The organism is Gemmatimonadota bacterium, from assembly GCA_016713785.1.
Lineage (GTDB): Bacteria > Gemmatimonadota > Gemmatimonadetes > Gemmatimonadales > GWC2-71-9 > JADJOM01.
The window spans coordinates 755,559-770,333 of record JADJOM010000001.1; the positions used below are offsets into that span (position 1 = coordinate 755,559).

10 protein-coding genes are annotated in these 14,775 nt (G+C 71.5%); 6 read left to right on the forward strand and 4 right to left on the reverse strand.

Going from position 1 to position 14,775, the window contains the following annotated elements:
• Positions 1 to 9: 9 nt before the first annotated feature.
• From IPJ95_03295 to IPJ95_03310, 4 genes are all read right to left on the reverse strand, one after another.
• Entirely contained in the window at positions 10 to 4,020 is a 4,011-nt protein-coding gene (locus tag IPJ95_03295) for a T9SS type A sorting domain-containing protein (GenBank protein ID MBK7922642.1), read from the reverse strand.
• Between the two features lie 89 nt (positions 4,021 to 4,109).
• Entirely contained in the window at positions 4,110 to 7,247 is a 3,138-nt protein-coding gene (locus IPJ95_03300; GenBank protein MBK7922643.1) for a TonB-dependent receptor, read from the reverse strand.
• Positions 7,248 to 7,844: 597 nt separating this feature from the next.
• Entirely contained in the window at positions 7,845 to 9,020 is a 1,176-nt protein-coding gene (locus tag IPJ95_03305) for an aminopeptidase P family protein (protein MBK7922644.1), read from the reverse strand.
• Positions 9,020 to 9,613: a hypothetical protein gene (locus IPJ95_03310; protein MBK7922645.1), complete on the reverse strand. Its 594-nt coding sequence runs from the start codon at positions 9,611 to 9,613 to the stop codon at positions 9,020 to 9,022. Before IPJ95_03310 ends, IPJ95_03305 begins: the two co-directional genes overlap by 1 nt.
• Positions 9,614 to 9,742: 129 nt before the next feature.
• Between IPJ95_03310 and IPJ95_03315 the strand changes: the two genes are divergently transcribed.
• The 6 genes from IPJ95_03315 to fabF are packed head-to-tail and all read left to right on the forward strand — an operon-like array spanning position 9,743 to position 14,719.
• Positions 9,743 to 10,507, forward strand: coding sequence for a DUF92 domain-containing protein (locus IPJ95_03315; protein MBK7922646.1), 765 nt, complete (start codon positions 9,743 to 9,745; stop codon positions 10,505 to 10,507).
• A gap of 45 nt (positions 10,508 to 10,552) precedes the next feature.
• Positions 10,553 to 11,776: an FAD-dependent oxidoreductase gene (locus IPJ95_03320; GenBank protein MBK7922647.1), complete on the forward strand. Its 1,224-nt coding sequence runs from the start codon at positions 10,553 to 10,555 to the stop codon at positions 11,774 to 11,776.
• Positions 11,773 to 12,264 (forward strand): flavin reductase family protein, encoded by a 492-nt coding sequence (locus tag IPJ95_03325; GenBank protein MBK7922648.1) that lies wholly within the window; start codon positions 11,773 to 11,775, stop codon positions 12,262 to 12,264. Before IPJ95_03320 ends, IPJ95_03325 begins: the two co-directional genes overlap by 4 nt.
• Complete coding sequence (locus IPJ95_03330; protein ID MBK7922649.1) at positions 12,261 to 12,956, forward strand: methyltransferase domain-containing protein; 696 nt, start codon at positions 12,261 to 12,263, stop codon at positions 12,954 to 12,956. Before IPJ95_03325 ends, IPJ95_03330 begins: the two co-directional genes overlap by 4 nt.
• Positions 12,956 to 13,414: an SRPBCC family protein gene (locus tag IPJ95_03335; GenBank protein MBK7922650.1), complete on the forward strand. Its 459-nt coding sequence runs from the start codon at positions 12,956 to 12,958 to the stop codon at positions 13,412 to 13,414. Before IPJ95_03330 ends, IPJ95_03335 begins: the two co-directional genes overlap by 1 nt.
• A gap of 54 nt (positions 13,415 to 13,468) precedes the next feature.
• Positions 13,469 to 14,719 (forward strand): beta-ketoacyl-ACP synthase II, encoded by a 1,251-nt coding sequence (gene fabF, locus IPJ95_03340; GenBank protein ID MBK7922651.1) that lies wholly within the window; start codon positions 13,469 to 13,471, stop codon positions 14,717 to 14,719.
• Positions 14,720 to 14,775 lie beyond the last annotated feature (56 nt).

The following is a 14,775-nucleotide window of genomic DNA, read 5'->3' on the forward strand; positions in this document are numbered from 1 at the left end:
CCTGGGGAACTACTGGGCGAAGTTGACGATGGTCATGCGACCCACCCGCCGGGCCGTCGTCCCATCGTTGGATTCGATGTGATAGAAGTACACACCGCTCGCGACCACCTGGTTGTTCCGGTTACGGACATTCCAGGTCAGCTCGCCGCCGAACGTGGTGCTGTTGTGTTCCAGGATGTTCACCAGCACGCCGCTCGACGAGTAGATGCGGATGATCGCCTTGCGGGGCAGGTTCACGAACTTGATGACCTTGTTGTCCGTGGTCTGCTCGTACCCGTTGGTCACGTAGTACGGATCGGGAACCGTGTGCACCTGCTTCAGGTTCGAGGCCGTGACCGCGTTGATCGAGTTGTCCACGTCGAACGTGGTCTGGATCACCGAGCCGATCGAGGTGAAGGGCCGCAGGCCCAGCCCGTCGGTCGAGTTGGCGATGCCCTCGGGGTTGGCGAAGGTGTACGGGCCGAGGTTGCCGCCCGAGCCGTTGCCGCCGGTGATGGCGCCGGCGTAGCTCCGCATGGACCAGACGGTGCCGGCCGCCGGAACCGCCCCGCCAGCGAGCTCGAAGGTGAACAGGTCACCGACGATGTACATGTTGAAGCCAAGGTTGGTCGCCACCACGAAATTCGCGGAGGTGGCGGTTGGCCACGCCTGGCCGCTGAAGAACCCGACCGCACCGGGGACCGCGGTGTTGCTCAGCACGTAGGCGCTGTTGCCGCCCGGACAGGTGAGCGAGCTGCCGCCACCGGTCAGGGTGCGCATCGGCTCGACGCAGCCGAAGTCGCGGATGGTCCCCTGCGGCCGTCCGTCCGGCTGGGTGCCGGTGGTGGCCGCGGTATTCAGGATGCCCCACGTGGCGCTGACCTTGTTGGCGTAGCCATCCGCCGGGCCCGGCACCACCACGTTGTGGGTCACGTCGATGACCGAGTCGATGGTCCCGCCGTTGCCCCAGTACACGTTGAAGTCCGCCGCCCGCCGCACCCCCGACCAGATGCCGGTGGCCTGCCGGCAGCCCCCGCCCGGCGCGGCGTGGTAGCACTGCGCCTGGAAGATCGTGGTCACCCCGGTCAGCCCGCCCGCGTTGTTGAAGCAGGTGAACGGAATCGCGGAGAAGTTGGCGGTGTTGCAGCCGATCGGGTCGGCCACGGTCTCGTTGGTCGTCGGCGAGGGGCCGTCGAACCAGCGCGAGCCGTTGTAGTCGCAGCCGGCGTTGGCCGTGAATCCGGCCCGGCCGTTGACGCAGCCACGCCCGTACAGGCCGAGGTAGTCAGGCCCGTTCACGGCCATGCCGAGGGAACCCGGCAGGTAATAACTGTTGTTGCCGCCGTACCGGCTGGCCAGGCTGTTGTCGATCGGCACCGCCTGGAAGCTCACCGCGCCGGTGGTGACGCCGACTTCGTCCGGCTGCTCCAGCGGGATCATCATGGTGAACGACTGGCCCGGGGCCGCCACGGTGAACCAGTACTCGTGGGGGACGCCAGCGTAGGCCGAGCCCATGTTGATGCTGTCCAGCGTGGCCGACAGCGCGCCCGGCTGCGCCAGCACCTTCGACACGAAGGCGCCGAGCCCGATGTTCCAGGCGTTCGACGGCGGGAACTGCTTGCTGAAGGTGCCGGTCACCGGGTTGATCGTCGGCATGACGTTGTCCGTGAGGACCACGCCGCGGCCCACGATTTCGGTGCTGGTGATCTGGCCGGTGCCCGCGTAGTTCGACGCCTTGCGGACCGGGGTGACCGACTTGGTGTTGCGCGGCGACTCCAGGCTGGTCGGGCCGGACTCGACGGAGTTGATGTCGAAGGCCGTGACCGCGTAGAAGTACCGGAAGTTGTTGCGCGGCGTCTGGTCCACGTAGACGAAGGGCACGCCGGTGTCGTCGAGCGCCGGGCAGGAGGACTTGGGCCCGCAGGCGCCGTTGGTGCCGCCACCCACCACCGCGGTGTCGGCCTTCACGGTGTAGGCGGTGCCGTCGGCCAGCGGGATGCGCCCCGAGCCGGCGTTGAGCTGGATCACGTCACCCACCAGCTCGTAATCCTCGTGCACCGTCAGGGTGGTGCCGTCCTTCAGGTTGCCGCCGGCCGGGAAGCTGACCGGGCAGGCGCCCCCCACGTCGATGCTGTACTCCGGCGCGCAGGTCACCTGCGGATTCACGATGCCGGTGAAGTCGCTGATGACGGTGCCGGTGTAGTCGTACTGGGCCAGCAGGGTCAGCTCGTTCGGCGCGTCCACCCGGCCCCGGTACACCCGGTAGCCCTCGACGTCGAACTGGCGGTAGTTCGGGTCATACAGCGCGTTCGGCTCGAAGGCGCTGGTGTTCGGGTTGAACACCGTGGCCGCGTTGGCGGTGGCGAAGTACGGGTCGCCGGTGCCTTCCGAGCTGCTCGGCTTCCACAGGACGGTCACTTCGTTGTCGCCCGGCACCAGGAAGAATTCCGGCGCGTTCGGGGCGAAGGGGAGCAGGAACTTGCCGTCGAAGACGGCCTGCGCCACCAGCGCCTTGCCGAGCAGCGAGCCACCGACCACCGTCATCTCACCCTGCTGGACGATGTTGTCGCTGTTCAGGTCGGAGAAGCCGAGGTAGCCGCTCACCGAGTCCACCTGGTTGGCGCCGGTGGTCGGCAGCAGCGCCGCGTCCGTCAGCAGGCGGCCATCGCCCGGGCGGAGGTCGCACAGCGGGCCCGGGCAGGTGCCCGTGACCACCGGCGCGGCGAAGATGTACGCCACCACGATCGAGCCGCGGCCGCCGGGGGCCAGGGTGAGCGGGGTGGAGGACTGGAAGAAGCGCATGTCGGCCGGGGAGCCGTTGTTGACCCAGCAGATGTGGGTCACGGTCGGGTCGCCGGTGTTGCAGGCCTGGTCGCCGGCCGCCGGGCTCAGCGAGCCGGACAGGTAGCGGTACAGCTGCACCACGTCGCGGGCGTCGCCGAAGACGCCGCCGTTGACGGTGTTGCCGAACAGGTTGATCGCGCCGGCGCCGGTCGGGCTCTTCAGGTACTTCACGCCCACGAAGCCCGCGCCGCTGAAGAACGGCGGCGAGAAGATCGAGGGATCGAAGGTCCAGCCGGTGGGCTTGGAGAAGGTGTGGTCGTAGGTGTGGCCCAGCGCGAACGGCAGGTTCACGCCGGAGTAGTTCGAGCCCGCCTCGGCCACGTCCATGTCGGCCGAGAAGGCGGCGAACATGTTCTCGATGGTGTAGCCGCCATCCGGCAGGTCAACGCCCTGCGCCAGGTTCTGGGCGTGGAAGTCGAGCGCCTTCTGGTACAGGATGTCCGCCAGGGCCGGCCGGATCGCGTTGTAGTCGGCGCGGTTCTTGGAGGTGATGTTGTAGAAGGAGTAGATGAAGTACAGGATGTCTTCATTGCCCTTCGGGTAGTTCCAGCCGAGGCCACGGGTCTCGACCGCCACCCCCAGCGGGTGCGCGCGGCCGGCCTTGAGCGACGGGTTGCCTTCCCACGACATGAACCAGACGTCGCCCTGCGAGGCCGAGATGCGGCAGCCCGGGGCGATGACGCTGTCCGTGCCGGTCTGCAGCAGTGACGAGAAGAGCGAGGCGTCGGCGTCGGTGCCGCTCGGCACGCAGGCCGCCTCGGGCCACTGGCTGCCGGCCACGTCGCGGCCATTGGCGTCGAGGCCGGTCGCGTTGTACAGCGGCTGGACCTCTTCACCGTGCTCGGTGGTGCCCTTCGGATCGAAGAAGAAGCCGCCGACGGTGTCGCCCGCCCACACCCCGCCGTCGGTGCCGATGATGCCGGCCACCTGGAGACCGGAGTTGAAGACGTACTGGTCCGCGGTGCCCTTCGGCCAGAAGCCGCCACCGATGGTGGAGGAGTTGGTCGAGTCCACGCAGACCCGGCCGTCCGACGCCAGGCCGCAGTAGATGCGGTTGACGGTCATGGCGCCGAGCGCCCGGGCAAAGAGCCGGAAGCCCTTCTTCTTGGCCCCGGGCTGGGGCTCGGCCGATGCGGCTCCCGGCAGGGCCACGCTCGCCAGGACCGCGACGAGCGCCGCCAGCAGGATGCCTTTCATACGGATACGTGAGTGCATTCTCCCCTCGCTCTGTAGATATGCGGGGTGCCCGGCCCGGGATGTTCCCCGGACCGGGCCCGCCGTGAGGCCTAGAAGTTGACTTCGAACCCGAGCCGGATCCGCCGGGGGGCGCCGGTGAAGCTGGACAGCCCGCGGAAGACGTTGTACAGCGCGTCCGACGCCCGCACCTGCTCGGTCTCGGTGAAGAGGCCGTCGCCGTTGCCGTACCGCTGCTCCGCCCGGATCATGTACACGCAGTTCGGGGTGGCTGACTCGCCGCCCTGATTGACCCAGGAGCCGCACCCGCCGGCCGACGCGCCGCCGAAGGTGAGGTCGATGGTGCCGTCCGCGCCGCGCACGCTGTTGGCCGACGCCTCGTTGGCGAAGGCGTCCAGCTCGTCGTTGCGCACCCGATCGCGCTCACGGTTGTTGCGGATGTCGTTGGTCTGCGTGAACACCGCGTTGGTGTTGCGGAAGTTGAACAGGTTCCGGACCTCGGTGTAGGCCACGAAATCGAGGCCGCCGATGCCGAAGCCCTTGGTCACGCGCAGGTCGAACTGCTTCAGCGACGGCAGGCGGGCGCCGTTGTAGTCGCCCTCGATGCGCCGCGAGCAGACCGTGCCGCTGAACACGTTGTCGTCCTCGGCCACCGCCACCGGACAGCGGGTGTACGGCGTGCCGCTGGCGAAGCGGAAGGTCGCGAACATGCCGACGTTCTCGAGCACCGTCCCGACGGCCGAGCCCTGCTTCCAGTTGTTCGGGAAGTTGAGCGCCAGCTGGCCGGCCAGGTTGTGCGGCCGGTTCTGGTTGGTGGCCAGGATCGCCTGCGGGGGCGGGTTGTTGCCGCCGCCGAGGGAGTTCAGGATGCGCGAGCCGAAGTTGATGTACGTGAACGGATCGGAGCCGGTGTTCTTGGCTTCCTCGAACGTGTACGCGATGCTGCCGTTGAACAGCTCGCCGATGCGCCGGTCGAAGCGGATGTCGATGCCGCGGGCGTTGCCGAAGTCGGCGTTGGTCACCACGCGGATGTCGACGTTCTGCTTCTTGAGCGGATCGAAGAACGACACCAGGCGGCCGGCGGCGTCGGACAGCTTGTCCTTGTTGTACGCCGAGATGTCGAGCACCATGTCGTCGTTGAACGAGTGCCGGATGCCGAACTCGAACGTCACGGTGCGGCCGAAGTCGAGGTCGCTGCCGTAGACGTGGTTGGTGTTGGTGACGCTCAGGTCGGTGTTGATGCCGCCGAGGATGAGGCCGAAGTCCGGCGCCTGCACCTGGTGCGCGTACGAGAGACGGAAGTTCGTCCGCTCGGTCACCGGGAAGGACACCTGGATGTGCGGGCTCAGGTAATCATGGCTCTTGTCGGCCACCAGCAGCGTGTCGAAGGTGGTGACGTCGTAGCCCGGCATCGTGGAGATGCGCGGGAACCAGGAGCGGTTGCCCAGCGAGTCGGTGTAGTACGGCCGCTCGGCGCCGCTCTTGTAGTAGTCGTACCGCAGGCCGCCCACCAGCACCACGTCGCCGAGGTCCAGACGGTCCTCGATGAAGGCGTTCCAGCGCACCGGCTTCTCGTTGTAGGCGTCCGAGAAGGCCTGGCTGGTCAGCCCCGAGCTGTAGCTCACCATGTGGTACTTGGTGTACTCGCCGCCGATCTTCATGCGGTTGTAGCGGTCCACCTGCCAGTCGAGGTTGGCCTTGCCGATGGCCCGGCTCTCCTTGTAGAGCGAGATCCGGCCGGCGGGGCCGCCCCGGTCCACGAACCCGGCGAAGGTCTCGTTGACGCCGTAGGGATTGTTGCGGTACTCGTTCACGGCCTGGTACTGGGTGTTGTTCTTGATGTCGTACGGCGACAGCGTCCCGGAGTTGGTCTGGAAGTTCTTGTAGAGGTCTTCCGTCGGGAAGTTGTCGAAGTCGAACAGGAAGTCGAGCGGCTTGACGATGAAGCCGCCGAACGGATCGCGGGTGTCCTGCTCGCCCGAGCGGGTGAGCGGGCCCGTGATCGCGCGGTCCCACTGGTACGAGCCGTACATTTCGAGCGCCAGCGCCCGCTCCGTCGACTTGGACAGGTTCTGCGTCCAGTTCAGCGTGAGGACGTTGTTGGCCGTCCAGCCGCCGGTCATGTTCTCCGGGGCCGTGAGCGAGCCGTACGCGAAGTTGCGGTTGTTGCCCTGGGTGCGGAGGGCGGTCAGCGCGATCCGGTTGCCGGCGCCGAAGGTGTACTGCAGCTTGCCGTTGAGCCGGTAGCTCGACGTCGCGGTGCCCGGCAGGCGGGCGCCCTGGCAGTCGTAGCCGTAGTTGTCGGCGATGGCGTTGTTGCTGCTGCCCTTGAAGGCGTCGCATTCACCGGTGAACATCGCGAACTTGGTCACGTCGACGAAGGTGGTGTCGAGGTTGCTGTTGGTCAGCACCGCCACCGTCGTGTCCACGCCCACCGGCACGAACACGGGGTCCTTCTGGCCGTCGAGACCCTGGCCGGCCGACTTGATGCCCTCGATGTCGCCACCGACGTGCAGGCTCAGGTTGTTCATGATCGGGCCGCCCACGTTCGCCTGGATCCGGTTGTACCCGAGCGAGTGGTTCTTGCCGCCGATCTCGTCGTTCTCGTACCCGAAGCTGCCGTTCCAGGTGGAACCGCCGCTCTTGGTCTCGATCGCGATCACGCCCGACTGCGCGTTGCCGAACTCGGCCGAGGTGCCGCCCGTGGTCACCGACGCCTGCTCGAAGCCGCCGGTCGACACGTCGACCCGGCCCGCGCTGGTGCCCTGGAACTGGCCGCCGCGGTTGCCCGCGGTCACCGGCACACCGTCCACGTACACCGCCGCCTCGTCCGGACGGCCGCCGCGGATGGTGATGCCGCCGTTGTTCTGCGCCACCACGCCCGGCTGCAGCGCCAGCACGTTGGCGATGCGGTCCACCGGCAGCTTCTCGGTGTACTCGCCGCTGATGTTCTGCTTGGTGGTGACCGCGTCGCGCGGCACCAGCGCGTTCACCGCGGCGATCTGGGTGATCTCCTCGAGCTCGACCGGGGACTGCTCGAGCTGGAAGTCCTGCGTGATGGTCTGGCCGGCCACGACCCGCAGGCCCACCACCCGAACCGGCTTATACCCCACGAACGTCGCCCTGAGGTCGACCGACCCCGCCGGCACGTTGTTGATGAAGTAATAGCCCTGGTTGTTGGCTACGGCGCCGAAGGCCGTCCCCTCGATCGTGACCTGTGCGCCGGGCACCGGCGCGCCGGCCTGGTCGCGAATTCGGCCTTCGAGCTTACCAGTCGCCTGGGCGTGGAGCGTGCCCGCTCCGACGATCAGCGCGACTGCCGCGAGCGCGAGCCACCGCGCAGCGCGAGCGAAGGCGCCAACACAGCTTTCTTTCATGGAGCCGTCCTCCGATGGCGTGATACCAAGAACTGCTGCTGACGCGAAAACCTCAGAGGCGCCAATGGCCGTACGGCCACCCTCGACCCGCGTGCGGGTACGAGTTGCGCCCAGCCCTACCAGATGGAAGTCCTGCGGACAAGAACAGATGAGGATACGGAAAACGCCGATCGCGGCCTGATCGGTGGCATGAATATGGAGTGAGCAAAATCACGTGTCAAGGAAGGGGGATGTGGCAGCTTTCAACTCCCCTTATTCCCGTAACCGCTTGAAACACATGAACATTCGTGAAACATGCCCCCCCACCCCCATCACCGATGGGGACGGCCCGGCTCCCCTGGACCCGCACATCGAGCGCGAACCGGCGCGAGAGCAAATCCCGCGGCGACGCGTCTTCCGAGGATGGCCGGGGGCCGCCCGGGCGCCGGGCGCCACCCCCATCCGCCCCCGTTACAGTGTCACCAGCTCCACCTGCGGCACCGAGGGCGTCACCCGCGGGCCCGCCGGCGCCCACACCATGTTCACCTCGCTCCGCACCCCGAACTCGCCCGGCAGGTAGATCCCCGGCTCGATCGAGAAACCCGCGCCCGGCAGGATCTCGCGGTCGTCGTGGGTCTCGTAGTTGTCGAGGTGCGGCCCGGAGCCGTGCAGGTCCCTGTCGATCGAATGCCCGGTGCGGTGCACGAAGTAGGCGCCGTACCCCGCCGCCTCGATCACCGCCCGCGCCGCCGCGTCGCCCTCGAAGCCGCACAGCGGCTCCCGCCCGGCCTTCCGCTGCACCACCGCGATCGCGGCGTCGCGCGCATCCCGGACCGTGCGCCAGACCTCCTGCACCTTGGCCGGCACCGTGCGCCCCGAGAAGCCCATCCAGGTCTGGTCGGCAAACACCGTCCCCAGCCGCGGCCCCGCCCACAGGTCGAGCAGCACCACCTGGTCCGGTGCCAGCGTCAGGTCCTGCCCCGGTACCGGCTCGTAGTGCGGGTTGGCGGCGTTGGGCCCGAAGCCCACGATCGGCGCGTGGTCGAACACCAGCCCCGCGGCGTGGATCGCGTCGATCACCCGGCGCTGCAGCGCGCTCTCGGTGAGCCCCGTCCCCCCCTGGGTCACCGCCCAGCGCAGCGCCTCGTTGGCGATCCGCGCCAGCGCCTCCGCCGCCTGCAGGTGCCCCGCCAGCTCCGCCGCGTTCCACGCCGAGGCGAACGTGGTCACCAGGCCGCCCGACCCGCTCACCGTCCCGCCCAGCCGCCGCACCAGCTCGACCACCCCGTAGGGCACCTTGTCGAGGTAGGGCACCGCGTCATCGGGGGAGATCTCCATCGCCACCTTTCGGCCCCGCACCAGGGTGGCCAGCCCGGCGTGCAGTTCCTCCCAGCGCGCGTAGGGGATCACCGTCCCGGGGAAGCTCCCCCCCTGGAAGGGCTTGAGCTCGATCTTGTGCACCAGCGCCACCGGCTCCCCCTCCCGCGGGATCAGCACGAACAGCCGCCGGCTGGAGAAGCCGATCTCGCCCAGCAGCCGGGAGAGGATCGGGTTGATGCCGCGGAAGTCGAACAGCAGCCAGCCGTCGAGACCGAGCGTGGTGAGGGTGGCGCGGACCTTGGCCAGGTCGAGACCGTCGAGCAGCATCAGTCGTATCCTCCCACCGCGGTGGCGCGCCAGCGGCAGCTGTCGTCGCCCTTCCCGCGGCACTGTTCGTGGACCATCGCTCCCTCGAACCCAGTGAGCAGCCGCAGCAGCTCCGCCAGGGCCGAGGCGTAGAAGGCGCAGGCCTCGCCCTCGGGCAGCGCCAGGATCGACAGCGGCTTGGCGATCTCCGCCATCGCGCCGCTCTCCCCCACCGTGAGCTCCAGGCCGAGCACCTTGCGCGCGGCGCGCTGCGCGGCGCCAGCCCCGAGCGAGCGGCCCAGCCCCCCGGGCACCAGCCGCGTGGCGGCACGCGCCAGCACCGGCGCGCTCCGCCCGGCGTAGCGCGCCGCCCGCCGCCCGGCGTCGGCGAAGACCAGCGCCGCGTCGGGCCGCCGGCCCGCCAGCCGGAACACCGAGACCGCCTCATCCACCGACACCGGCTCCCCCCGCCGCACCTGGTCCTGGTAGCGCGCGATCTGCGCCGCCACCGTGGACGAGAGCCCGAGCCGCTTGGCCACGATCTCCCCCGCCAGCTCCTCGAGCCCGTCCTCGACCGGGGTGTCGAGGTTGCGCAGGGCTTCGAGCAGGCTCATCGGTATGATCGTGGGAACGGACACGGAGATCCGGGGCGGAGGAGACGCGGCTTGGGCTGTGGGGGAAGCGGGGTACAATATATAGTGGTCCGGAGGGAGTACCGAGTACCGGACCCCGACCTTCTTCCCATGCCCCTCCTGACCGCCCTCCTGTGCTCGGCGCTGATCTCGGCGGCCGGCTGGCGCCTGCGAGCCCTGACCCGGGGCGGCGGGCTCGCCGCGACCGCCGTCGGCACCACCATCCTCGCCGGCACCGGCTGGGCCGGGATGGCGGCGCTCGGGGCCTTCTTCGTGGGCGCGAGTTGGGTGAGCCGCCGCGCCCCCGACCGCAGCGCCGCCTTCGGCGCCAAGGGGCAGACCCGGGACGCCTGGCAGGTGCTCGCCAACGGCGGCGCCGCCGCCCTGGGCGCGCTGGTGCCGGAGGCGGGACTCTGGATCGTCACGGCGAGCCTCGCGGCCGCGGCCGCCGACACCTGGGCCACCGCCGTCGGTGGCTGGAGCCGCCGCGCGCCGCGCCACATCCTCACGTGGGCGCCCGTGCCCGCCGGCACCAGCGGTGGCCTCACGCCGCTCGGCACCATGGGGGCGGTGGCCGGCGCGCTCCTGGTGGCGGGAGCGGCGGCCGTGGTGGCCGGCACCCCAAGGCTCGGCGCCGCGGCGCTGGGCATCGGGGCCCTCGGCATGCTGCTCGACTCGCTGCTCGGGGCCACGCTCCAGGGCCGCTTCCACTGCGACCACTGTGACGCCCCGACCGAGCGCGCCCGGCATCGCTGCGGTGCCGGTGCCCGCCGGGTGGCCGGCGTGGCCTGGCTCGGCAATGACGGCGTGAATGCCCTCGCCACCGCCGCCGCCGCGGTGGCGGGGTGGGCGGCCTGGCGGATGCTGGGCGGCTGACGGCGCTGGTTGGCATCCGCTCCCCGGCCGACCACTTTCCCTGCCATGGGTTCCTCTCCCCTCGACGTCCTGATCGTCGGCGCCGGTCCGGCGGGCGCGGCCACCGCGTGGCACCTGGCACGCGCGGGACTCGCGGTGCAGCTGGTGGACCGGGCCCGCTTCCCCCGGGACAAGCCCTGCTCCGAATACCTGAGTCCCGAGGCGGTGCGGCAGCTCGACCGGCTCGGGGTACTGGCGCGGGTGGAGCGCGAGGGCGCCCCAATCCTCGGCACCACGGTGGTGGGGCCGCGCGGCGCCACGCTCACCGGACGCTTCGCCGGGGCGGCGGTGCCCCCGTGGCGCGACACCGGGCTCGCCATCGCGCGGCGGGTGCTGGACCACGCGCTGGTGGAGGCGGCCGCCGGCGCGGGCGCCCGGCTGCAGGAGGAGCTCGCGGTCGAGGCGCTGCTGCACGAGGCCGGGGGCGTGGCGGGCGCGGTGCTGCGCGACGCCGCCGGCCGCCGCGCGGCGGTCCGCGCCCGGCTGGTGATCGGCGCCGACGGCCTGCGCTCGGTCGTCGCACGCCGGCTGGGCGGCTCGGCCCCTGCCGGGCTCGGCGGGCTGGCCCGGATTGCCTTCGTGGCGCACGTGGCCGGGGTGCCGGGCCTCGAGGGCCTCACCGAGATGCACGTCGGCGACGACGGTTACGTCGGGCTCAACCGCCTCACCCGGGATGGCGTGGCCAACGTGGCGCTGGTGGTGCCCGCGCGCCGCGCCGCCGCCGCGCGCGGCGACGCCCCCGGGTTCTTCTTCCGGGAGCTGGCGCGCTACCCCGGCGTCCGCGGCCGGGTGGACCCCGCCAGCCTCACGCGCCGGGTGCTGGTCACCGGCCCCTTCGCCTCGCGGGCGCGCCGGGTGGTGGCCGACGGCGCCCTGCTGGTGGGCGACGCCGCGGACTTCTTCGACCCCTTCACCGGCGAGGGCATCTGCAGCGCGCTCCGCGGCGCCGAGCTCGCGGCCGCCGCCGCGATGGCGGCGCTGGCCCACCCCGGCCCGGTCACCCGCCACGCCCTCGCCCCGTACCTGCGGGCCCGCCGCGCGGCGTTCCTCGGCCGGTGGACCATCGAGCGCCTGGTGGGGTACGGGATGCTGGCGCCCCGCCTCTTCGACCGCGTGGTGGACCGGCTCCACCGCCGCGGCCTGGCCGACACCTTCATCGGCGTGACGGGCGACTTCGTCCCCGCCCGCGCGGTGCTCAACCCCTGGTTCCTCTCCCGGATGGTGCTGTGAGCCGACCCGACGCCGATCCCGAGCTCTTCCGGCAGCTGCTCAGCCGCTTCGCCACCGGCGTCACGGTGCTGACCACCCGCGACGGCGCCGGCGCGCCGGTGGGGATGACCGCCTCGAGCCTGGCCTCGGTGTCGCTCGCGCCGCCGCTGGTCTCGGTGTGCGTGGACGTCTCCGCCGACATGCACCGCGCGCTCTCCGCCAGCGGCGACTTCGTGGTCAACATCCTCGCCGCGGGGCAGGAGGCGCTGAGCCGGCGCTTTGCGCGCGAGGCGGCGGCGGGGCGCTTCGACGGCGTCGCCTGGCGGGAGAGCACCGGCGGCATGATCGTCCTCGACGATGCGCTGGCCCACGTCGAGTGCGAGCGCTTCGCCGACTTCCCGCTCGGCGACCACACCCTCTTCGTGGGCCGGGTCACCGGCGGCGCCACCCGCGATGGCGCCCCGCTGCTCTACTTCCGCGGCGACTACGGGGCGCTGCAGCGCGGATGAACGCCGCCCTGCTCGCCGCCCACGGCGACGAACTGCTCGACCACCCCGACGCCGATCCCGCCGCCGTCCGCCTCTCGCTGCACCATATCGCCCGCGCCAACCGGTGGTTCGGCGGCTGGTGGGCGGTGCGGCACGGGCTCGAGGCCCTGCTCGGCGGCTCGCCCCGGGGCCCCCTGACGGTGCTCGATGTCGGCTGCGGCGCCGGCGACCTCATGGCGCGCGCGGTGGCGTGGGGCCGGGCGCGCGGCCTGGCCCTGCGGCCGGTGGGCCTCGAGCGGCACCGCGCCGCGGCGGCGCTCGCACGCGAGGGCGGCCTCCCCGCGGTGCTCGGCTGCGCCGCCGCGCTCCCGCTCCGCGCGCGGAGCGTGGACCTCGTGATCGCGAGCCAGCTGCTGCACCACTTCGCGCCCGCGGCCATCACCGCGTTCTGCCGGGACGCGGACCGGGTGGCGCGCGTCGGCGTGGTGATCGCCGACCTGCGGCGCTCGCGGCTGGCGCAGGCCGGCTTCTGGATCGGTTCCCGCGCCCTGGGCTTCGACCCCGCCACCCGGCACGACGGCATCACCAGCGTGCAGCGCGGCTTCACCGCGGCGGGCCTGCGTGGGCTGCTCGCCGGGGCGGGGCTCCCGGCGCGGGTGGAGCGGACCCCCGGCTTCCGGCTCGTGGCCACCTGGCCCGCCGCGCGCCCCTGATGCGCACCGTGGACGAGCGGCTGGTGGCCGCCCCCGCCGACCGGGTCTTCGCCGCCGCGGCCGACGTGGAGGGCTGGCCCGCCATCCTGCCCCATTACCGCTCCGTGCGCATCGAGGAGCGGCGGCCCGACCTCGCCATCGTGGCCATGAGCGCCAATCGCCCGTTCGGGCCGCTCAACTGGCCCACCTGGTGGACCTCCGAGATGTGGGTGGATCCGGTCCGCCGCGAGGTGCGCTACCGGCACATCCGCGGCATCACCACCGGCATGGACGTGGTGTGGACCGTGGAGCCCCAGGGTGCGGCCACGTTCGTCCGGATCGTCCACGTGTGGGACGGCCCGCGCTGGCCCCTCATCCGCGGGGTCGCCGCCAACCTGGTGATCGGCCCGGTCTTCGTGCACGGCATCGCCTCCCGGACGCTCGCGGGCATCGCCCGCGCGGTGGAACGGGCGCCGTAGCCGGTGGCCAGCGCCCCTCCTCCCTCACGCCTCCCTCGAACCACGGATCACCGCATGTCCGACTCCCGACGCGTCGTCATCACCGGCATCGGCGCCATCACGCCGATCGGCACCGGCGTCGAGGCCCTGTGGGACGGGCTCGGCGCGGCGCGCTCGGCGGTGGGACCGGTGACCCGGTTCGACCCCTCCCCGTTCCGCTCGCGCATGGCCGCCGAAGTGCCGGATTTCCGCCCCGGGGACTTTCTCGAGGCCAAGCGGGGCAAGCGGCTCGACCGCTTCGGCCAGTTCAGCGTCGCCGCCGCCAGGCTGGCCCTCGACGACGGCGCGCTCGACCTGGCACGGGAGGACCGGGACCGGATCGGCGCGATGATGGGCACCGCGCTCGGCGGCGTGGCGTACGCGGAGGAGCAGTACCCGAACTACCTGCGGGAGGGGCCCCGCGGGGTGGACCCGGCGCTCGCGCTCACCGTGTTCGCCGGGGCCAGCAGCTGTAACCTGGCCATCGAGTTCCGCATCACCGGGCCCAACGCCACCAACGGCATGAGTTGCGCCTCGGGCACCATGGCCATCGGCGACGGCTACCGCGCCATCGCCCGGGGCGACGCCGACGTGATGCTGGCGGGCGGCGCGGAGGCGCCGCTGGCCCCGCTCTGCTTCGGCAGCTTCGCCATCATCCGCGCCATGTCCACCCGCAACGACGACCCCGGCGCCGCCAGCCGCCCCTTCGACAAGGGGCGCGACGGCTTCGTGATGGCGGAGGGGGCAGCGGTGCTCCTGCTGGAGGAACGCGGCCGGGCGCTGGCCCGGGGCGCGCGCATCTACGCCGAGGTGACGGGCTACGGCACCACCAACGATGCCCACCACATGACGGTGCCGCGGCCTGACGGGGTCCAGGCCGCCCGCGCCATGCGCATGGCGCTGGACGGGGCACACGTCACCCCGGGCGAGGTGGGGTACATCAACGCCCACGGCAGCTCCACGCCGCTCAACGATCCCACCGAGACCGGCGCGGTCCGCCAGGTCTTCGGCGAGGCCGCGGCGCGGATCCCCATCAGCGGCACCAAGGGCTACTACGGCCACGCCCTCGGCGCGAGCGGCGCCTTCGAGGCGGCCATCTGCGCCCTGGCCAGCGCGCGGCGCTGGCTGCCCCCCACCGTGAACCTGACGGAGCCGGACCCGGCCTGTGACCTGCCCTACCTCACCGGCGGCGGGCTGGCCGCCGACCCGGAGTACATCCTGTCCAACTCGTTCGGCTTCGGTGGCATCAACGCCTGCCTGGTGTTCCGGCGGGCGGACGGGCGGTAGGGCGGCGACCGAGCCCCCTTCGGGAACGGCGCGACGCCGCGACCCGGGGGCGAGGG

Bases quoted from the DNA above. Each gene is read 5' to 3' on its own strand.
- IPJ95_03315 (MBK7922646.1), top strand. From the start codon at position 9,743: ATGCCCCTCCTGACCGCCCTCCTGTGCTCGGCGCTGATCTCGGCGGCC.
- IPJ95_03295 (MBK7922642.1), bottom strand. From the start codon at position 4,020: ATGAAAGGCATCCTGCTGGCGGCGCTCGTCGCGGTCCTGGCGAGCGTG.
- IPJ95_03335 (MBK7922650.1), top strand. From the start codon at position 12,956: ATGCGCACCGTGGACGAGCGGCTGGTGGCCGCCCCCGCCGACCGGGTC.
- IPJ95_03320 (MBK7922647.1), top strand. From the start codon at position 10,553: ATGGGTTCCTCTCCCCTCGACGTCCTGATCGTCGGCGCCGGTCCGGCG.
- IPJ95_03310 (MBK7922645.1), bottom strand. From the start codon at position 9,613: ATGAGCCTGCTCGAAGCCCTGCGCAACCTCGACACCCCGGTCGAGGAC.
- fabF (MBK7922651.1), top strand. From the start codon at position 13,469: ATGTCCGACTCCCGACGCGTCGTCATCACCGGCATCGGCGCCATCACG.
- IPJ95_03330 (MBK7922649.1), top strand. From the start codon at position 12,261: ATGAACGCCGCCCTGCTCGCCGCCCACGGCGACGAACTGCTCGACCAC.
- IPJ95_03305 (MBK7922644.1), bottom strand. From the start codon at position 9,020: ATGCTGCTCGACGGTCTCGACCTGGCCAAGGTCCGCGCCACCCTCACC.